Source organism: Rhizobium sp. BT-226 (assembly GCF_025847085.2).
In the GTDB taxonomy this organism is placed as follows: Bacteria; Pseudomonadota; Alphaproteobacteria; order Rhizobiales; family Rhizobiaceae; genus Rhizobium; species Rhizobium sophorae.
On sequence record NZ_JAOYTI010000003.1, the window covers coordinates 116,453 to 136,813 of the forward strand.

The window sequence follows — 20,361 nt, forward strand, 5'->3', positions numbered from 1 at the left end:
GTACGACGCGCCGTCCGGTAAATGATGGCTCTAGTGGAGCGTGCCGCTGATCACCATTTTTGACACGAATGCGGAAAGAAGCTGGCTGTCGAAATGGCCGGGCGAATTCATCATCATGTTGATCGCCTCCGCTTGCGAGAAGGCGCGCTTATAGGGCCTGATTGTGGTCAGCGCTTCATAAACGTCACAAATCGCCGCAAGCCGAGCGACGTAAGGAATCTTCTTTCCGGCGAGCCGACCAGGATAGCCGGAGCCATCGAACTTTTCGTGGTGGTAGCGACAAATGTCGAGCACCGGCTTCGGGACATGCGCGACATGAGAAACCAGCTCATATCCCCGCTCAGGATGCCCGCGGACAAGATCCATTTCCTCGGCAGTCAGCTTACCGGGTTTCGTCAAGATTTCGTCCGGGAGCGCCATTTTTCCCAGATCGTGAACCAGTCCACCCAGCCCCAAGACCCGCACATCCTCTTCTCCATGACCGAGGCTGCGCCCTAGGGTGATCATCAACGCGCTAACCGCCAGCGAGTGGAGGAACGTCAGCTCATCTTTTTCCTTCAGCTTTGCGACTGCGATCAGCGCTCCGGCGTTGTCGAAGGCTGCCGACATGATCCGCTCCACAGCTGCGCTTGCCGCATCACTGGCAAAAGAGGCTTTGATCCTGGCGTGGGCAAGCATTTGACGGATCTGCGGTCTCGTATCCTCGACGCATTCCCTCGCCTGCTTGATATCATTTGCCGAAAACACGGCACGAAGCTGGGCGTCAAACGCAGCCCGGTCGATGTCCTGTGCCCCGCCCGGATCGACATCCGCGCCTTTTCCGACGTCGATAACGACTGTCATCAGGCGGTTTGCCATCAAACTCTCGACCTGACCGGCGGCCGAGATCAGGAACGGCTTGAACCGGCGTGTCCTGTCTTCCCCCTCGATTTCGACGTCCTCGACATACATTCCGACCCGCAATTGGCTGACATGTATCCGTTTTCGCATCTCTGATCCGTTCAAAATAATCTTGGTACTCAAGCGTTGTCTGAGGTATCCGGGGCTGGCCCGAGCGCGAAAACCTCGCTCAGGCTATAGGGCTCCGGCACGGGTCTTGTCTTGGCTGAGCCGTTGTCCATGCTGCTCTAAAATGGCCGCGGCAACCGTTCGATCGACTGCTTTCGAGAACAGATAGCCCTGTCCGAGCTTGCAGCCGAGCTGGCTCAATTGAGCAGCTTGGGGTTCTGTTTCAATCCCTTCTGCGACGACCCGAATTCCCAGCTTGTGAGCTATTCCGATCAGGCCCTCAACGATGAAGGTCCCAGCGTCGCCCGGCACCATGCGGTCGATGAAGGACTTGTCGATCTTGATGATGTCGACCGGCACCGTCAGCAGGTGGGTCAAAGACGCGTAACCCGTGCCGAAATCGTCGAGGGCAACCCGCAAGCCCTTGGACCGAAGAGCCTTTATCTCGTCCGCCACGACATAGTCCCGTTGTCCGAGATAAACCGATTCCGTCACTTCGAGGATGATGTGCTTGAGAGGAACCTCCGCTTCCCCGAAAATTCGGCACAGCCTGTCTTGCAGGTTACCGCCACGAAAATCTGCGGCGGACAGGTTGATGCCGACATGCTGGAGAGGAAGGCCCCGGGCGAGCCAACTGCGGATGTCTCTCGCAACCCTCAGCAACATCCGTTGGGTCAGCTCAGCAGCAATATGCGCGTCTTTCGTCGCCTCATGGAAATGCGCTGCAGCTATGATTTCGCCGGAAGGCGTGGTCATTCGACACAAGGCTTCGAAACCTACGATTTCCCGCGTATCCAGGCGCAAGATCGGTTGGTAATGCGCATCGATCCGATTGTCTTCCAGGGCTACGCCCACGTCCCGAACCGCCCTGAAGCGTCTGGTGAGGGCGGTGCCCAGGCCGGGATAGTGTTGCACGTACCGGCCGCGGTTGTGTTCCTTCGCATGATAGAGCGCCACATCGGCGTTCTGGCGGGTCTGGTCGGGGTTTGTTTCCGTCTCCGCCAACGCGCCGCCAATCGTCGCGGCGGGAAAGACGACATGACCGTCGCACGTTGCAGGAGGGGACAGTGCTTCGAGGATGTCGGTTGCCCTCGCACTCAGATCAAGCTCTTTGTCGTCCGATACAATGACAGCAAACTCATCTCCACCAAGCCTGAACGTGTCTTTGGCGCCTGCTGTCGCGGAAATCCGGTCTGCAACCACTTGAATCAATGCGTCGCCGGCTGCGTGCCCGAACGTGTCATTCACCAGTTTCAAGTTGTCGATGTCCACCAGCAAGATGCCCCAGGCGCGCCGGGATCGAGCCAGCTCTTCGGCGAGAAGCTGGTTGAAACGAGCGCGATTCGACAGTCCCGTCATAGCGTCGCTGTATGTCAGCCGCTGACGTTCCATCACCCGTTCTTCGCGATCGATGGCGATTGTGCAGAGATGGACACAAGCCTCGACGAGGTCCCGTTCGACGGCCTTCGGACCGCTCCGGTCTCGATAGTAGAAGGCGAAGGTGCCGATCACCCGCTCGCCGCTCTTGATCGGGCTCGACCAGCAAGCCCGTAACCCCAGCGGAAGGACCAGGGACTTGAAATCCTGCCAACGAGGATCGGTCTCGATATCGGTGACAACGACCGCTTCTCCGAAATAGGCAGCAGCGCCACAGGAGCCCGCAAGAGGACCGGCTTCAAGACTGTCGACAGCCGCTGAATAGTCAGGCGGAAGGGAGGGGCCAGCAAGCGTGTGAAGACGGGTCCCGTCGAACGTCAGCACCGAAGCGATGATCCCGGGAACGGCGGCCTCAACCTTGAGGCAAAGTTGCTCGATCGTTGCTGCCAGCGGTTCCCCTTTGGCAATCATTTCCAGAATGGCATTCTGCAACTCAAGGATCATAACGTCACTTCCCGGAAGGAGACCCTCCGTATCAAACCGACTTTCAAATCAGGTTACGCCGTTGATTAGATTTTGATCGAATGAACGCACTCGCGAGCCATCAACGACCGTGCCCCCAAGCGGGTTGGAAGGTCCAGACCCGAGGCCGGGTCGATCGGCTCACGCAGACCTTGAATAATCGATTGTGGGACTCATCTCCTTTTGCTCGTGGAGCAGACGTTCCAGGCTGTGAACGGGTAATGCCCGGATTGGGTGCATGCCCTGCGCATAATCGCTTCTGATCGGCGCGGCTTGGTGCCCTGTTCCACGATGCCCATGCCGTTTGAGGCAGACGTCCTCGGCCGTCGGCTTGCTTCATTCAAATGTCACGGAGAGCAGAACATGACGAAAGTTCCAACTATCGCCCGTATCTGGCGCGGTCGCACGAAGCCGGAATTTGCTGATGAATACGAAGTTTACAATCGCGCTGAGGGAGTTCCGCCACTGCTAAAGACGGCACTCGGCGTCCAATTGCTGCGCGAAGATCGAAAGGATGAAACCTGGTTCACGACGATCTCCTACTGGGCCGACATGCAATCGATGACAGCGTTTACGAAAGGTGATCCGGAGCAGGTTCATCATCTGGCGCGAGATGCAGAACTGCTGTGCGAACTTCCGGAGCGTATCCAGATACACAAGATAGTGGTCCCGCCAAACCTGCGTTGAGTGTCCCGAGCTGTCTCCTACAGCTCCCGCGCTTTTACCCCGGCCAGAGATAATCGTTCCAAAACGTTTTGGCTTGACTCCCAAAACGTTTTGGAGAATCTTTTCTCACTTCGGGAGGAAGGTCTTGGCCAATCTCAAACAACTCGCGCAATCGCTGGGACTGTCGATCACCACGGTGTCGCGTGCGCTCGACGGTTATGCCGATGTGTCGGCCACCACGCGCGAGCGGGTTCGCGAGGCTGCCGACAAGGTCGGCTATCGGCCGAATGCTTCGGCCCGCCGCCTCCGCAAGCAGCGCGCCGAACTGGTTGCCGTCACGCTGCCGAGCGATCCTTGTCATATCGGCCCTCCGCATTTCCTCGATATGTTGTCGGGTTGCGCCGAACATCTCGCTGCTGCCGGCCTCAATCTGGTGATTGCGCCGGTGCCGCGCGGCGAGAGCGAACTCGACATCTGCCGCCGCTTCGTCGATGGCCGCCGCGTCGATGCCATGCTTCTCGTTCGCACCAAGCGGAAGGACGAGCGCGTCGAATTCCTGCAGTCGCGGGGCATCCCCTTCGTGACCAACGGCCGCACAGAAAGCCTGCTGCCTCACGCCTTTATCGATGGCGACGGCTTTGCCGGGTTCCGTGCCGCGACGCTGCGCTTCCATGCCGCCGGCCACCGCCGCATCGGCCATATCGCCGGCCCGCAGGAATATTACTTCGCACATGACCGCTGCCGTGGCTGGCGGGCGGCAATGGAGGAATGCGGCCTGGCCACCGATCTCTGCGCCGAAGGTGCGCCGTTGGAACAGGGCGGTTATCTCGCAGCGCTCGAACTTCTGCGCCAGCCGTCACGTCCGACGGCACTCGTCTGCGCCACCGACGAAATGGCGATCGGAGCGCTCCGGGCACTGCGCGAGGTCGATGGCGGCAACCAGATCAGCATTGTCGGCCATGACGACCTGCCGATGGGCGCCTTCACCAGCCCGCCGCTCTCGACCATGCGCATGACCGGCGAACACCTCGGCGCGAGCTTCGCCTCGCTGCTGCTGCGCGCCATTGCCGGCGAACCCGCCGAAGAACTCCAGGAGCTTCACGCGATCGAATTCGTCGATCGCGACAGCCACCGCCGTCCGCTTCGAGCGGCATAGACAGCAGTGCATCTCAAACAAAGAACAATGAAGGAGGAGAAGATGAAACATATCATGTCATTTGGGATTCTGGCTTCCACCGTGCTGGCCTTCGCCTCGCCGGTGCTTGCCCAGACGGTTTTCGTGTCCACCCAGCTTCGTCCGATCGAGGAGGCGACGGTCGTGCGCGAGGAACTCCTGAAGGACGTCGGCTCGGTCGATTACGTGGTCGAGGAGCCGCCGCAGTTTGCCGTCCGCATGGAAGCCGAACGCCAAGCCGGCAAGCATACCGTCAGCCTCGTCGGAGCGCTGCATGGCGAGCTTTCGCCGCTTGCCGACAAGGACACGCTCGAACCGCTCGACGATCTCGCCAAGAAGCTGGCAGCGAGCGGCATGCCGCAGTCGCTGCTCGATCTCGGTAAGCTCGGCAAGTCGACCCAGCAATATATCCCGTGGATGCAGGCGACCTATGTGATGGCTGCCAAGAAGGAAGCCCTGCAATACCTGCCTGACGGCGCCGACGTGAACGCGCTGAACTACGATCAACTGATCGAGTGGGGCAAGAACATGCAGGAGGCGACGGGCCAGCCGCAGATCGGTTTCCCGGCCGGCCCGAAGGGGCTGATGGCGCGTTACTTCCAGGGCTATTTCTATCCGTCGTTTACGGGAGGTGTCGTGCGCACCTTCCAGAGTGCGGATGCGGCCGCCGGCTGGGAGAAGCTGAAGGCGCTATGGGCCTATGTGACACCGAACTCGACCAGCTACGACTTCATGCAGGAGCCGCTGGCCGCCGGCGAAGTCATGGTCGCCTGGGATCATATCGCCCGGCTGAAGAATGCCATTTCCGCTGCACCGGATGATTTTGTGGTCTTCCCCGCTCCCGCCGGTCCCAAGGGCCGCGGCTACATGCCTGTTGTCGCGGGTCTCGCCATTCCGAAGGGCGCGCCTGACAAGGCCGGCGCCGAAAAGATCATCGAGCACCTTTCCATGCCGGAGACGCAGCTCCTGACCGCCTCCAAGGTCGGCTTCTTCCCGACGCTGAACGTCAAGCTGCCGCCGGATCTCGACGCCGGCGTCGCTCTGCTCGCCGGTGCAGTCACCGCCACCCAGGCTTCCAAGGACGCCGTCATCTCGCTGCTCCCGGTCGGCCTCGGCGACAAAGGCGGCGAGTTCAACAAGGTCTACATGGACAGTTTCCAGCGCATCGTGCTGCAGAACGAGCCCGTCGCGGACGTGCTGAAGGCCCAGGGCGCCACGATGGCCAAGCTGATGACCGACACGAAGGCTGCCTGCTGGGCGCCCGATGCCAAGAGCGACGGCCCCTGCCCGGTTCAATAAACCCACTTAAGCGTCCGGGCGAAATGCCCGGGCGCTCTTTCACCATTCTGCTCGTCGAGGCGGGAGCCGATGACCAATAGCCGACCCTGGATCCCCTATCTGCTGATCCTGCCATCCGTCGCCTTCCTGGCGCTGTTGTTCGTCGTGCCGCTGTTGCAGACGATCTGGCTGGCGGTTTCGGACAATGGCGCGCCATCGCTCGCAAATGCTGAGCGCATGATAACCGACATCAATTTCACCCGCTCGGTGAAGAACACCTTCCTGCTGACGATCGCGGTCGTGCCGGTGCAGATCGCCATTGCGCTTGCCATGGGCACGATGGTCGCCAAGGTCGGCCGTGGGCGCGAGACGATCCTGTGGATCTGGACGATCCCGCTCGGCATTTCCGACCTCGCCGCCGGTCTCGTCTGGCTGTCGATCCTGCAGAATACCGGCTATCTGAATTCGCTGCTCTTCGGACTCGGCATCATCGGCAGGCAGGCAAGCTGGCTCTCCTACCAGACGCCGGTCGCGCTCTTCATCGCGATTGCGGTTGCGGAAGTCTGGCGCGGCACGGCGATCGTCATGGTCATCATCGTCGCCGGTCTCAACCAGGTGCCGAAGGAATTCAAGGAAGCCGCCGAAATCTTCGGTGCTGGTCCGTGGACGCGCTTCTGGCGCATCACCCTGCCGCTGATCCGCCCGGCCCTGCAATCGGCGCTCATCCTGCGCACCGTGCTCGCCTTCGAGGTCTTCGCGGTGGTCTATGCGCTCGGCGGGCGCAATTTTCCGGTCCTCGTCGGCGAGGCCTACAACTGGCAGAACCAGAACCAGAACTACAGCGTCGCTGCTGCCTACGCGGTGCTGATCATGATCATCTCGCTTGCCGCCACGCTCATCTATCTGAAGGCCCTGAAAGTCGATCCGGAGCGCCTGCCATGACCACGGACACCATCAGCACGGCCGCAGACACACCCAAAGCCGCCGGCTTCGTCTCTTCACGCCGATGGCTGCTCTGGAGCGGCATTGCCGCACTCTGTGCCTGGGTGCTGGTGCCGATCTATCTGGTGGCACTCGGCGCACTCGGTGGTCGCCAGGGCGTCTACGTCTGGCCGAAAACCGGCCTTCCCACCGGCATTTCACTGCAGCCTTTCATTCTCTTCCTGAAGACCGAAGGCGTCCTCCAGTCATTTCTCAATTCGCTGGGTGCGGCAGGCATCACGGTGGCGCTTTCGATCCTGCTCGGCGCGCCGGCCGGTTATGCGCTCGCCCGCTATGATTTCCGCGGCAAGGACAGCTACCGCCTCCTGGTACTGCTGACCCGCGCCTTCCCGCTGGCGATCCTGGCGCTGCCGCTGACGGTCTCCTTCATCCGGCTCGGCCTCTACGACACGATCCTCGGCGTCGGCCTCATCCATACGGTGCTGGCGCTGCCGTTTGCCGCACTGGTCACACAAGGGATTTTCCTCGGCGTTCCGAAGGAATTGGAGGAAGCCGCCTGGGTGTTCGGCTGCACCCGCATCCAGGCCTTCTTCAAGGTGGTGGCGCCCTTGGCGCTTCCCGGCATCGTCGCAACCGCGGTCTTTGCCTTCGTCATCTCGTGGAACGAGGTTTTTGCCGCCTCGGTGCTGACGGTTCGCAACCGCACACTGACCGCCTACCTGCTGACCGTGCTTTCGGAAAGCCCGATGCACTACCGCTTTGCCGGGGGCCTGATGCTCATCCTTCCCTCGGTTGTCTTCATCTTCGCGGTCAGGCGCTACCTCTTCGCGATCTGGGGCATTTCCTCCAAATAACGGGACCAGAGATATGGCCAATATTGTCATCGACCGCATCCGCAAGAGCTTCGGAGCCTTCCAGGCGCTGAAAGAGGTCTCGCTGACGATCAACGACGGCGAATTCGTCTCGCTGCTCGGTCCATCCGGCTGCGGCAAGACCACGCTGCTGCGCATCATCGCCGGCCTCGAGACCGCAACATCGGGAGATATTCGCATCGGCGACAGGTCGGTAATCGGCCTGCCGCCTAAGGATCGCGGCCTTGCAATGGTGTTCCAGAACTACGCCGTCTTTCCGCATATGACTGTTTACGAGAACGTCGCCTTTGGGCTGCGGATGCAGAAGGCCGACGACGCACGCGTGAAGGCGCAGGTCGAAAAGGCCGCCGGCCTGTTGCATATCGAACAATATCTCGACCGCTACCCGAACAAGCTTTCCGGCGGCCAGCGCCAGCGCGTGGCGGTCGCTCGCGCCCTTGCCGTCGAACCGAAGGTTCTCCTCATGGACGAGCCGCTTTCGAACCTCGACGCATTGCTTCGCTTGGAAATGCGCACCGAACTCAAGACCGTGCTGCAATCGGCGGGCACCACGACGATCTATGTCACCCACGACCAGACGGAAGCGATGGGCCTTTCCGACCGCATCGCCGTCATGCATGGCGGCGTGGTCGAGCAGGTCGGCCACCCGGTCGAGATCTACAATCACCCGGCGACACGTTTCGTCGGCGGCTTCATCGGCAATCCGCCGATGAACTTCATCCAGGTGCCGGTTACGAATGGCCAGGTGGCGGCCGGTATAGAACAGCTTGTGGCGCCGCGGGAATCCGGCGATCAAATCATCCTCGGCCTGCGCGGCGAGGCCGTCGAACTCGCGCCATTGCCGCAGGGTCTCGAAATGCGGGTGCGGGTTGCCGAGCCGATGGGCTCGCACCTGCTTTTGACCGGTTCGATTCATGACCAGCCCGTCCGCGTCATCCTGCCGGCCTCGGAAACCGTGAAGAGCGGCGAGACGATCGGTCTGAAGCTCGACCAGAAGCGCATTACCTGGCTTTCGCCCGAAAGCGGCAAGTCCTTTCCGGCCGTCCTGGCCTAAGAATACCGGAGTACCCAGAATGAATATGCATATCGACCAGGCGAAGCGCATCCTCGCCGCCAACGATCGCGGCGGCTATACGGTGCCGACCGACCGGCTCTATCCCTTTCAGTGGAACTGGGATTCCGCCTTCGTCGCCATGGGCTTCGTGCTCTACGATATCGATCGCGCCTATCGCGAGCTGGAACGGCTGGTCGAGGGCCAGTGGGCGGACGGGATGATCCCGCATATCGTCTTCCACGCGCCAAGCGAAACCTATTTTCCGGGGCCGAACGTCTGGCGCACTGAGCATACGATTCCGACCTCCGGCATAACCCAGCCGCCGGTCTTCGCAATCGCACTGCGCAAGCTGCATGAAGCCGCTGGCAACGATGCCGAGACGCGCACCCTGCCCCTCTACGAGGCGGCGCTGAAATGGCACCGCTGGTGGTATTCCGCCCGCGATCCCGATGGCACCGGACTCGTAGCACTCCTGCATCCCTGGGAAAGCGGCAGCGACAATTCTCCCGCCTGGGACATCGCGCTCGCTCGTGTACCTATCACCACTGATACCCCCGTCGTGCGCAAGGATACCGGCCATGTCGATGCCGACATGCGTCCGCGCGACGAGGATTACCGCCGCTTCATCCATCTCGTCGATACCTATGCCGCCTGCGGCTGGGATCCGGCGAGGCAATGGGAAAAGGCGTCCTTTAAGGTCGCCGAGATCCAGACGACCGCAATCCTGCTCAAGGCGGGCGAAGATCTGGAACATCTTGCCCGCCTGTTCGGCCGGACGGAGGACGCGATCGAGATCGCGGCCTTCAACAACCGCACTCGCAAGGCGATGATGGCCCAATGGCGGCCGGAGCTTTCGCGCTTCGTCTCGCGAGACCTGATCTCCGGCGAAGATGTCGAAGCCGCAACGCAGGCGGGCTTCATCCCCCTCCTTTCGCTGGACCTCGACAAGCAGGTTGCCAATGCTCTGGTCTCGGAAATGAAGGCTTGGTCCAAGGATCTCAAGGTTGCCTTCCCGACGACCAAACCCGGCATCGCCAGCTGGGAGCCGAAGCGCTATTGGCGCGGCCCCGCCTGGGCGATCATCAACTGGCTGCTGATCGACGGACTGAAGCGCAATGGCCATGCGGATGCGGCCGAAGAGCTGCGGAAATCCACCATCGCGGCCATCGAAACGGAAGGTTTCGCCGAATATTTCGACCCGGTCACCGGCGAAGGCTGCGGCGGCCTCGGCTTTTCCTGGACGGCTGCAGCCTATCTGTGGCTTGAGCGTGGCAGAGTGCTCGCCTGAGCATCGATCCTCATCAATCCGGCTGCCATGGCTGCATGGTGAGCACGTTGCCGCCCAGCTTGGCGAAGGCGCGCTGGCGGCAGGAGAAGACCAGGATCTGCTGGTCGCGCGATTGGCGGTGCAGCGCATCGAACATCCGCTCGATCCGGTCGTCGTCGGAATAAACAAGCGCATCGTCGAGGATGACCGGCGCCGGCCGGCCGTCGCGGGCAAGCAGCCTTGCGAATGCGAGGCGGGTCAGCACCGAGAGCTGCTCCCGCATACCGCCGCTCAGCCGGTCGACATCCTCGTCCAGGCCGTTGCGGCGCACGATCTGCGGTAGCAGCGTGTCGCCGTCGAAGGTAATCGAGATGTCGTCGAACAGCAGGCCGACCAGCGGGGCGAGTTCGTTCATGACCGGCTTGAGATAGAGGTCGCGCGCGGCTGCCCGCGTCGCCGTCAGCGCCTTGCGCAGGCGATCGAGGACGGCGACCTCGGTTTCGAAACGCTTCACCTGCTCCCGCGCCGCGTCAAGCAAACCGCGAGTTTCCAACCAGTTTTCTTCCACCGCACTGTCTGAGCGGGTGCGAATTTGACCGCCGAGGTCGGCAAGCTCCTCGCGTAACCTGGCAATTTCACGCGCTGCGGCGTCGGCGACCGAACGTGCCCTGGCAAGGGCGGCTTCCGCGCCGGCGAGGTCCCGCCCGGCTCTGCGCAAAGGCCCGGCCCGGAGTTCAACCGCGTCGAGTTGTTCTTTGGCGCTGGAAAGCCTGGCCGCAAGGTCCCGTTGCAATTCCGGTCGGCCGGCTTCAGGACCGATGATCGCCGCGATGGCCTCGAGGTCATGGCCAAGTTTGGCGTGCTCCGTCTGCGCCCGAAATATTGCCTCGCCGGCCTCCGTGCCCATCACCGATGCTTCCCGCGCCCGGTTTCGCGCCAGTTCGATACGCTGCGTCGCATCCGCGAGACGGGCGCGCACCTCTTCCGGGTCGGCGTCGAGTTCGACTGGACCCTGGCTGAGTTCCGCAAAGCGTGCGGCATCGAGGTGAAGCTGGTCGATGCCATTCGGCGCCACGTCTGCGAATCGCTGGCGTGCCCGCACCAGTTCCTCCTGCTTGTTCCGGGCGGCAATATCGCGCTGTCGCGCCGCCCGCAGACTGTCGACTCCGAGCCTGGCAAGCAATGTTTGGCGCGTGGCTTCCGCGCTTTCGAGCGCCCCGTCCTGTTCTGCCTGTCGGCTGGAATGGATCGTCAGGGTGCCGACGCCTGCGATGTCGAGCCTCGCCACCCCGGCAAAACTCTTGTCCTCGCCCCCCGGCAAAGGCTGGCGGTCCATGCTCACCGATCCGGAGGCCTCCTTGAGGTAGTCGATCCTGAGCCTGGGAAGACCGACCTCGGCTGCTGCACGCAAGCCAACGATCTTGAGGTCCAACGCTTCGAGCCGTTCGATCGCATCGGCGGGAATGGCGAGCAATGCATGCGCAGCCTCCCCGTCCTCGATCTGCCGCCGCGCCGCTTCGGCCTGTTCGAGATGCAGACGAACCTCCGCCAGCCGCTCTGCGGCGTGGCGCGAACGAAGCGCCGCCTCCAGCCGGGCCAGCAATTCGCGGTTTACCCGCTCTTCCTCTTCGGCCGCCTGAACCTCCGCCGTTGCGGCCTCGCTTTCAACAAGCGATGCCGCGCGTCGCTCGGCTGCATTTGCAAGCTCTTTTTCCGTCACGGCGAAACGCCGCGCGAGTTCGTCACTGCGGTTCAATGCCGCGTGGAAGCGGTCGAATGCCTGCTGCGCCTCATCGCGGCGGCTGGCGGCCAAGGCAGCTTCGGCATCGAGTGCCTTGAGCTCCCTGTCGTGCAGTTTAGCGGCTACGAGCACCGACTCGGCATTGGCAATCGCCGTCTTTCGGCCGGCTTCCTCATCAGGGTTTTCCAGTTCGCTGAGTCTCGCTTGCACTGAGCGGCGTCGGTCGAGCGCGCCGTGCAGCATCTCCACCTCCTTGGCCAGCCGCGCCTCTTCCGCCTGCAGCCGGTCACGATCGTCGAGCGCGGCGGCAAAGCGGCCTCCCGCCTTTGGCCGGAGCGTGGCGGTGACAAGGCGGTTGAGTTCCTCCTCGCAGGCTTCGAGCACCGCCGACATGCGCCGTCCGCCGGTCAGCGCCTCCACCTCGCCCTGCACCGAAGACAGCAGGCTTTCACGCACTCGCTTGTCGTTTTCTTCCTCGCTCTTGCTGCGATTTTCGATGCCGGTGACGCCCTGGCGCACCCAGAGCAGGCCTGCCGGGCCGGCAGTTCCGCCGGAAATGAGATCGCCGATGAAAGCCTCGGCCTCGTCGGCCTGGGCGACGAGCCGGCCGCTGCCGAGATCGGTGACGCTGGCGCGCCGGCCGCCATAGAACTGCTTGGTCAGGCGGTAGCGTCCGGCTTCGATCGTGATATCGGCCTCGACGATCGGATTGCCGCCGCTATAGGGGCGCAGCATCTGCACGCTCTTTGGCGTGCCGCCGTGCGGCTGGAAGAACAGGGCATGCAGCGCCTCGAAACAGGTTGATTTGCCGTGTTCGTTGGCGGCGCTCAGCACATTGACGCCGTCGGCGATTCCTTCGACGGATATGCCGCGGCCGGCGAAGCGTTTGACATTGTGAAGGCGAAGAGCGTTGAGTTTCATCGATCAATCGCCTCGCAATAGGAAAACAGGCGGATCAACGCTTCACGCGCCACGCCCCTGTCATCGCCCGAGCGGGATTGGTCGAGGCTTTCGGCAAGCAGCAACTCCGCGGTATCGCGCAGCGCACCGGCTCGGTCGATGATCTCGAGATCATCGCTTTCGCAATCGGTCCCCAGCAGTTCCGTATCGATCTCCAGATGCGCAAATTCCGGCGCGACCTGCTCCAGCAGGCTGGTCATTGCTGTGCGCCCGTTCAGCCGGGTACGACCGGACAGCGCGACGCGCAACAGGGTTTGTCGCCGCGCGAACGGTTCCGGCAGCGCAGCCTTCAGCGCTTCAACACCGTCCTCCGACGCCAGCAGGGGAAGCTGCAACGTCTGCCAGGAAAAGCTGGCGGTCGCGACTGCAGTCGTCGTCGGCATCGCCCCCTGCCCGGCAATCGAAACGACCATCGCCTGTCCCGGCCGGTCATGCTTGAAACGGTCCGGCTCGGGCGCGCCACTATAATATGTTCTGGCGTCGACCGCGATCGATCCGTGCCAATCGCCGAGCGCCATATAGTCGAGGCCGGCCAGCGCCGCGCGGTTCGGCGCAATCACGTTCGTGGCCGTGGCATCCTCCGAAAATTCCTGGATCGGGCCATGGGCGAGGCCGATGCGGATCGAGCCGTCCGGTGTCCCGGCACCGGTCATCCATTCGGTCAGGTCGCGGCCCGGCCGCCTGGTCGTGCAAGGCGCCGGCAGCAGGTTGATATCAGGTCCAAGCGAAAGAGGCGCCGCTTCCGTCGCCAGGATGACATTGTCGGGCAGCACGCCACGCGCAGCACTCCAGAGCTGGTCTGCCAGCAGCGAATCGTGGTTGCCCGGAAGCAGAACCCAGCGCAGCGGCGTATTCCGGGCCATTTCGCCAAGCGCCTGGCGAAGCACGGCAGGCGTTGGCGTCTCGGTATCGAACGTGTCGCCCGCAAGCAGGATGACACCAGCCCCATGCTCTCGTGCCGCACCGGCAAGCCTGGCGATCACGCCATGCCGCGCCTCGCGCAGGCGCCCTCTCAAATCCTCCGGAAGATTGCCAAAACGCTTGCCAATATGAAGGTCCGAACTGTGCAGGAAGGAAAACATTAACCAGCCATGTTTGCGATGCGCCACGAGCTTTCGAGCATGGTCTACAGCGCCGCGCGTCATTCAGATGCGCGGCAGTAGGCCTCGTCCGCAGCCTCGTGATTCCGCTGTTCCGGGACAGACCATGCCTCCCGGCAACAGGCGACGCAAGCCTATCCTGGCCGAACAAGCCGTTATCCAATACTTGTCTAATTTTGAGTGATGTTTGACACCGTATCCACACCCGTTCACGGATGAGGACCGCTGCTGATACCGCCCCAGAACCTCCGGGCGGAATGCCGCCTGATCCTAGATAACTCCGTTGATTACCATCATCGTGTCGTCGCCCATCGCTTCCATCGTGCCGCGTCTCGCAGTCGAACACCTATGGACCTTCATGGCAGGCGGCATCCTCAGGCCTCCAATATCGCGGGGAGCCGTTCGCGAAGCTCCTTTACCAGCACGCGTTCATTTTCCGAGTAGTCGACCGGGACGTTCACCAGATGGACGCCACCTCCTGAGAATGCCTCTTCGAGAACCTGTTTGAACTGGCCGATATCGTCGACCCTGGTTCCCCTGGCGCCGTAGGATTCGGCATATTTCACGAAGTCGGGATTGCCGAAGGTCATCCCGAAATCCGGGAACTCGTCCACCGCCTGCTTCCAGCGGATCATGCCGTAAGCATTGTCCTCAATGACAAGAACGACGAGGTTGAGCTTCAACCGGACGGCGGTTTCGAGTTCCTGGGAGTTCATCATGAAGCCGCCGTCGCCGCAGATCGCCATAACCCGCCGCGCCGGATAGAGCATCGAGGCAACCATCGCCGAAGGCAGCCCTGCTCCCATCGTTGCAAGAGCATTGTCGAGCAGCAGCGTGTTCGCCATCCGCGTCCGGTAGTTGCGGGCAAACCAGATCTTGTACATGCCGTTGTCGAGCGCCAGGATGCCGTCATGCGGCATCACCTCTCTTATGTCGTGGACCAGCCGCTGTGGCGTAAAGCGATCTTCTGTTGCCCGCGCGGCAATGCGCTCGAGAATGCGCTCCCGGAGATGGAGAAGCGCCTGCGCGTTTGGCAGCTTGCCCTCAAGGCGATCCGCCAGCGCCTTCAGCGAAGGGCCGATGTCGCCGATGACCTCCGACTGCGGGAAGTAGACCTGCTCGACGGTCGCCGGCTGATATCCGACATGAACGACCTTCGGGCCGCCCTTGCCCATGATGAACGGTGGCTTCTCGATCGTGTCGTGCCCGATCGTGATGATAAGGTCTGCCTGTTCGATGGCCTCGTGGACATAATCTCGCTCCGACAGCGCCGCGGTGCCCATATAAAGTTCGGTTCCACCGGGAACCGTTCCCTTCCCCATCTGAGTGGTAAAGAACGGAATGCGCGTACGGATCACAAACTGCGCGATGTCGGAGGTCGAGCGGGGGCGCGAGGCCGCTGCCCCGAACATCAGAAGCGGACGTTTGGCTGCGGCGATGATGGCGGCAGCGCGATCGAGGGCCGCATCGCTTGCCGTCGGCAGTTCGAGCTGATGCGGCGCAATCAGCGCCACCTCCTGGCATTCTTCGGCCGCAATATCTTCCGGAAGCTCCAGGTGCACCGGCCCCGGCCTTTCCTCCTGGGCGATGCGGAACGCCTCCCTGACCGTCGTCGGGATCATCTGCGGCGACACGATTTGCCTTGCGAGTTTGGTCAGCGGCTTCATCGACGCGACGACGTCGACCACCTGGAAACGCGCCTGGCGGGACGAGAGAATCCCCTTCTGACCTGTGATCATCACCATCGGCATCGCGCCGAGCAAGGCATAGGCGGCACCCGTCGAGAGGTTAAGAGCACCAGGCCCGAGCGTCGTCAGGCAGACGCCGGGCTTTCCGGTCAGGCGGCCATAGGTCGCGGCCATGAAGGCCGCCGCCTGTTCGTGTCGGGTGAGGACGAGCTCAATCGACGACTTTCGGATGGATTCGACGACGTCGAGGTTCTCTTCGCCTGGGATGCCGAAAATGCGGTCGACACCTTCGTTCTCAAGCGCTGCCACTAGAAGATCGGAGCCTTTGGTCATGGATCGTTGCCCGTGTGTTTGGTTCGAGGCTTCCAGAAAGGAAGGCCCCTCGAAGATATGTTCTTTTCCGGGCCTGTCCATGAGTTCGGCGGCATTAGCGGTTGTCCTCAATCCCGCCGAGAGCTTGTAGAGGTTTTGCCGCGGGAATAAAAAAGCTCTCCACAGTTCTGCTGGCAAACAGCTTTGACTGATGATGTGAGATGTCGCGGTTCAAGCCGGCACCTCCCGCCCGCAGAGCCCTGTTTTGGTGTATCGAGGATATCAATGGCTTGGCTGCTAACCGGCTACAAGAGCCCCTTGGCCTTGAAGTCGGCGGCGAAGGTGGCAAGCGGCATAACGAGGGTGAGCGGTTTCCCTTGCAGCGGTTCGGCGCCATAGCTGGCATACCAATGGGCGGCGCGTTCGCTCTTGGCATCGATGATGAGCAGGATTCCTCCGCCCTCGCTGGCGAGCCGTAGGCAACGGAGCGCTGCAGCAGCGATGAACTGGCCGCCTAAACCTTTTCCCGCCACCTTTATGTCGGTTGCCAAGCGCGCGAGCTTGAAGCCTGCGACTTCATGGCGTGCGAGCCCTCTCGTCAGCTTCGGAGGCACGGCCTCATGCGTAACGGCCGAAGGCGCGACTGTGTAGAATCCGAGGATGCGATCAGGTTGGGCCTTGTCGATAGCGCAGAAGGTCTTCGCCGCATTCTGCTCATGGCTCTGCCGAGCGAAGCGGCGAATAAACTCGTTCATTGCCGCATCACCGCAATCGAATGAGGCCCGATCGTGCGACTTAGCGATCGGCTCTTCATGCCAGATGGGGAGGGTCACAAGGCATCCGGTAGAGCAGAGATCGCGGCGCGTAGTTTCGCGTTCGGCTTGGGCGGGCGTTCAAGCAGGTCAAGGATGCGGATGAAATCGCGGCTCGACACGGTCTCAACTTCAGCAGCCTGAATGACGGCTTCGGCCTCGGGTATTATCTTATCGAGAATGAAATCGGCCATATCCTTGTTCGAGAGGGCAGCCGCCCGCGCGATCATTGCCTTCTGCGTTGGCGGGATACGCAGCTGGTAGCGTTCGGTTTTATTGTCCGCGGTTCTCGGCATAATTTTCTCCTTGATCTCAATGTAGCGTACACATAGTATGTGTACAAGAAGTTTCCTGGGATGATCGCAGCATTCATGGAATGGTTCAGCGAACACTACCTCGAGAGCCTTCGACGGGCTTGCGACCTCCTGACCCATCGCCCGTCCATTATCCTTCAAGCGTCCAGTTCGGCTGCTCGGCGTGACGCTTTCATCGCTCAATACGATGAAATCGTCGATGTTCAGCCACAGTTGCTTGAACTTGAATTGTGACGGGTACTTGCGACGTCATTGAGCGCAATTGGCTGATATGGACGTCCCCAAGCGCTCCCTGAGGATGAAGCTCGCGGGAGCACTGCGGGCATTCGTAGCCAGCGCTCAGTCGAAAAATACGTCTTGGTCTTCACCTGCGAACTTGAAGTCGCCTTAAGGCCAAGAACAAAATTAAAGATATTTGCGCTGCCTGCTTCGCGCGTGAAGCTGAGATAGGAGCCGAATCGTTCGTATTCAACGTTTTGAAGATTTTGGATCGAGGCAAGAGTATCCTCGAAATCACGCCAGCACGCCTGCTTCACAATGATCTCGAAAATGCGCAGGACGGCCGGGGCGAGACGTCCCTGGGCGTCGGTCGTCGGTCCAATGATCTTGGCGCGGATTTCAAGAATATCGCCCATTTCATCTCCACGAACCTTAACGAAGGTTGAGCTGAGGGGACGTATCTCGTCCCGTTCGTAGATGCGCTGAAAATAACATTCATAGCTGCGATTGCGCATCGATGCGGCTTTCCATTCGCTTATCTCGATGCCGGCCTCTCGAAGAGCGCCGCACATATTCCGCCCCGAGACGCGCCAGATCCGCAGAAACTGACTTGCCAATTCCAGCTTCGGCACCTCGATCAGCTGCAGCGATATCGACGTTGCCGGGAAGGGAGAAGGAGCCGCCGGATCAGGGCGGGCGGCTGCGCGAGATGATCGGGCAGCCTTATTGAGAGTTCGATATTCAAAGGGCTCGACCGGCTCTTCGAGGTGGTGGACTTCACGATAAAAAACGACGGTGCCTGCAAGAAGTAAAACGGATATTAAAAGCCCCGGCCAAAGCAGAGACCGGCGGTTGCTCGGCAATGAGAAAATCCGCTGCCAAAGCGGGCTGTCGCGAGGAGGATCGACTGCTAATAGCACCTTATCCACGGCGCGACCTCACAAGCAAAATAGGAGCGGCTGCGAGTTCGAACTCAATCAATCTCGATCCTATTTGCGATCAACCGGTGTCGGTCGGCGCGTGGACCGGCCCCTGCTGGCGACTCCTTCTGAGGTGAGCAACGGATGTGAAAAACAGTACAGCCTGTCCGACTCACCTTCGACAATGCAAGTGTGAAGTTGCGTGTGTCGAGCGTCAAGCAGCAACCCCAGTGGATAGCGCTCGTCCCCTAATATCCCCGCGGGGGCTTTGCAATGTCGGCAGCACCGGCGAGCGTTTCAAAAGAACGAACGCACGGGTTAATCTGCGAGCAGACGACAGCCTTAGACAATACTTGAAGCAATGGTGTCATGCCGTCATATGACGCGCTTGGCGCCAGGCCTCGTAACGCTCGAGGGTCTCCTGGTTTGGCGGGTATACGCCCAAGGTCGATTTGCCTGCCTCGATTTCCAGCTTGAGAAACTCTTCCTGCTCCTCCATCGCGACAGCTTCTTCGGCAATGTCATCGACATATTCCCGCGGAATAACGATTACCGCTTCGCTGTCACCAAAGATGATGTCATCGGGATAAACGGCGACGCCGCCGCAGGCGATTGGCTGGTTCATGTCTGAGGCATGGTGGGCAACCAGGTTCGCCGGCGCTGCTGGTCCCATGCAGTAGGTCGGGAGCCCCAGCTGCGCGATATCGGCCGTATCGCGGACGCCGCCGTCGAGCACGAGACCGGCGGCGCCACGATAGACGAGACGACGGGCAAGCATGGCACCAATGCCGGCGACTTCCGCCAAGGAGCGGCAATCGAAGACGAGAACATGGCCGTCGGGGATTGTGTCGATGGCCCTGCGCTGTTGATTGGATGGATCCGAACTGTAAGTCGAACCGTCGATATCTTCCCGTGCGGGGATGTAGCGTACGGTGACGGCCGGGCCGATCATCGGCCCGCCGGCGCTGGCCAGCGGCCGCACGCCGCGAACCGCGGTGTTCTTCAGGCCACGCTTCAGCAACAGAGTGCTGAGACTTGCAGAATTCGTCCGCAAAAGCTTTGCGTAAACTGATGGGTCCAAAGCCGTCATGAGATCCTCCATTGTCCGGCGGAAGCTCTACCACAACGAGAAGATAGTTCAATAAAGAATTTTATGTTTCTTATTTGGGTAATGGTTGCTTGCCGTTGATCGCCTTTGTCAAGATGGCGGCACTCTCCACAACCTCGCGCTTGATTGCCCGTGCCCTGTCCGGCGTCGCTTCACCAATAAACGGGACGCTGATCGTCGCGACGAGTCGACCTTCGGAATCGAAGACGGGCGCGGCAAAGGCCCGCAGGCCGAGGTTGGATTCCTGATTGTCCTCGGCGCATCCATTGCGCCGAATTTCAACGAGGGCTTCCTTCAGCGCCTCCGGATCGGTAATCGTATATGGCGTCTTCGACTCCAGTCCGCCGCTGCAATAGGCCTCTATGTCACCGTAGTCCGAATAGGCAAGGGCGAGCTTGCCGGCGGCGCCGACATGTTTACGCGAGCGGCTGCCGACCTTGATGAAAAGCGAATAATCGCCGGGACTGGAGGCTGCAAATATCGTCATCATTTCGTTGCCTTCGGGGGCGGCCAGCCTGAAGGATTCGAAAATGCGGTCAGCCGCAGCCGTCAGGATCGGCCTTGCCGCCTCGATCACCGTTGCCCTGTCGGCGCCGGGCGAGACGCGCCGCGCAAGCTCGACGAATTTTGGCCCCAGCTCGTAGGACGCTCCACCATTCACCCGCGCCACAAGCCCATGCGCGGCCAATGAATTGAGGATCCGATAGACGGTCGAACGCGGAACTCCCAGCTGATCAACCAGCGCGGCCAAGGAAATTCCCGTCTTCGCATCGGCAACGGCCTCAAGCAGGTGGGCGGTCTTTTCGACGACGGGCGATCCATGTTTTGGTTCAATCATGAACTTTGAATTCCATATAAGAATTATAATATTGACTTCTCAGGACAGAGCGAGCATGGTCAGTGGCATGAGTGTCACATTTGACACTACGCACTTGGCGGAGGAAGTAAAGCCATTTGGATACCCGCCGAGGCGGTGCGCAACCGGATGGTTTTCACACAGACGGCACCGCGATGGACGGGATGCCGC

General features: G+C 61.1%; 17 protein-coding genes. 7 read left to right on the forward strand and 10 right to left on the reverse strand.

What is annotated here, in order from left to right; all coding sequences use genetic code 11:
• Positions 1-30: 30 nt before the first annotated feature.
• Complete coding sequence (locus OIU37_RS20085; RefSeq protein ID WP_264258884.1) at positions 31-990, reverse strand: HD-GYP domain-containing protein; 960 nt, start codon at positions 988-990, stop codon at positions 31-33.
• 84 nt (positions 991-1,074) lie between these two features.
• Positions 1,075-2,889, reverse strand: coding sequence for a bifunctional diguanylate cyclase/phosphodiesterase (locus OIU37_RS20090; protein WP_264258542.1), 1,815 nt, complete (start codon positions 2,887-2,889; stop codon positions 1,075-1,077).
• Positions 2,890-3,270: 381 nt separating this feature from the next.
• On the opposite strand from OIU37_RS20090, the gene OIU37_RS20095 reads away from it, so the two are divergent.
• The 7 genes from OIU37_RS20095 (at position 3,271) to OIU37_RS20125 (ending at position 10,181) form a co-directional block, all read left to right on the forward strand.
• Complete coding sequence (locus tag OIU37_RS20095; RefSeq protein WP_171603183.1) at positions 3,271-3,594, forward strand: antibiotic biosynthesis monooxygenase; 324 nt, start codon at positions 3,271-3,273, stop codon at positions 3,592-3,594.
• Positions 3,595-3,718: 124 nt separating this feature from the next.
• A complete protein-coding gene (locus tag OIU37_RS20100) occupies positions 3,719-4,729 on the forward strand; it encodes a LacI family DNA-binding transcriptional regulator (RefSeq protein WP_264258543.1) in 1,011 nt (336 codons plus the stop codon).
• A 42-nt stretch (positions 4,730-4,771) separates the two neighbouring features.
• Positions 4,772-6,046: an ABC transporter substrate-binding protein gene (locus OIU37_RS20105; protein ID WP_264258544.1), complete on the forward strand. Its 1,275-nt coding sequence runs from the start codon at positions 4,772-4,774 to the stop codon at positions 6,044-6,046.
• A 69-nt stretch (positions 6,047-6,115) separates the two neighbouring features.
• Complete coding sequence (locus OIU37_RS20110) at positions 6,116-6,967, forward strand: carbohydrate ABC transporter permease (RefSeq protein ID WP_240603844.1); 852 nt, start codon at positions 6,116-6,118, stop codon at positions 6,965-6,967.
• Positions 6,964-7,821, forward strand: coding sequence for a carbohydrate ABC transporter permease (locus tag OIU37_RS20115; protein WP_264258545.1), 858 nt, complete (start codon positions 6,964-6,966; stop codon positions 7,819-7,821). Before OIU37_RS20110 ends, OIU37_RS20115 begins: the two co-directional genes overlap by 4 nt.
• A gap of 13 nt (positions 7,822-7,834) precedes the next feature.
• Entirely contained in the window at positions 7,835-8,893 is a 1,059-nt protein-coding gene (locus OIU37_RS20120; protein ID WP_182207884.1) for an ABC transporter ATP-binding protein, read from the forward strand.
• Between the two features lie 19 nt (positions 8,894-8,912).
• Positions 8,913-10,181, forward strand: coding sequence for a trehalase family glycosidase (locus OIU37_RS20125; protein ID WP_264258546.1), 1,269 nt, complete (start codon positions 8,913-8,915; stop codon positions 10,179-10,181).
• A 13-nt stretch (positions 10,182-10,194) separates the two neighbouring features.
• On the opposite strand, the gene OIU37_RS20130 is transcribed toward OIU37_RS20125, so the two are convergent.
• The 8 genes from OIU37_RS20130 to OIU37_RS20165 all read right to left on the reverse strand — a co-directional run bounded on the left by OIU37_RS20130 (position 10,195) and on the right by OIU37_RS20165 (position 20,172).
• Positions 10,195-12,822 (reverse strand): AAA family ATPase, encoded by a 2,628-nt coding sequence (locus tag OIU37_RS20130; RefSeq protein WP_168309009.1) that lies wholly within the window; start codon positions 12,820-12,822, stop codon positions 10,195-10,197.
• On the reverse strand, positions 12,819-13,943 hold the full coding sequence (locus tag OIU37_RS20135) for a metallophosphoesterase (RefSeq protein WP_180696167.1): 1,125 nt from the start codon (positions 13,941-13,943) through the stop codon (positions 12,819-12,821). Before OIU37_RS20135 ends, OIU37_RS20130 begins: the two co-directional genes overlap by 4 nt.
• A 392-nt stretch (positions 13,944-14,335) precedes the next feature.
• On the reverse strand, positions 14,336-15,982 hold the full coding sequence (locus tag OIU37_RS20140) for an acetolactate synthase large subunit (RefSeq protein WP_264258547.1): 1,647 nt from the start codon (positions 15,980-15,982) through the stop codon (positions 14,336-14,338).
• Between the two features lie 284 nt (positions 15,983-16,266).
• On the reverse strand, positions 16,267-16,794 hold the full coding sequence (locus OIU37_RS20145) for a GNAT family N-acetyltransferase (protein WP_180695910.1): 528 nt from the start codon (positions 16,792-16,794) through the stop codon (positions 16,267-16,269).
• Positions 16,791-17,069: a DUF1778 domain-containing protein gene (locus OIU37_RS20150; RefSeq protein ID WP_180696166.1), complete on the reverse strand. Its 279-nt coding sequence runs from the start codon at positions 17,067-17,069 to the stop codon at positions 16,791-16,793. The genes OIU37_RS20145 and OIU37_RS20150 overlap by 4 nt, the downstream gene beginning before the upstream one ends.
• A gap of 221 nt (positions 17,070-17,290) precedes the next feature.
• The gene (locus tag OIU37_RS20155; protein ID WP_180696165.1) at positions 17,291-18,169 is read right to left on the reverse strand and encodes a DUF6030 family protein; all 879 of its coding nucleotides are present in this window, start codon (positions 18,167-18,169) and stop codon (positions 17,291-17,293) included.
• A gap of 424 nt (positions 18,170-18,593) precedes the next feature.
• Positions 18,594-19,316, reverse strand: coding sequence for a ribonuclease activity regulator RraA (locus OIU37_RS20160; RefSeq protein WP_180695909.1), 723 nt, complete (start codon positions 19,314-19,316; stop codon positions 18,594-18,596).
• 70 nt (positions 19,317-19,386) lie between these two features.
• A complete protein-coding gene (locus OIU37_RS20165) occupies positions 19,387-20,172 on the reverse strand; it encodes an IclR family transcriptional regulator (RefSeq protein WP_264258549.1) in 786 nt (261 codons plus the stop codon).
• Between the last annotated feature and the right edge of the window lie 189 nt (positions 20,173-20,361).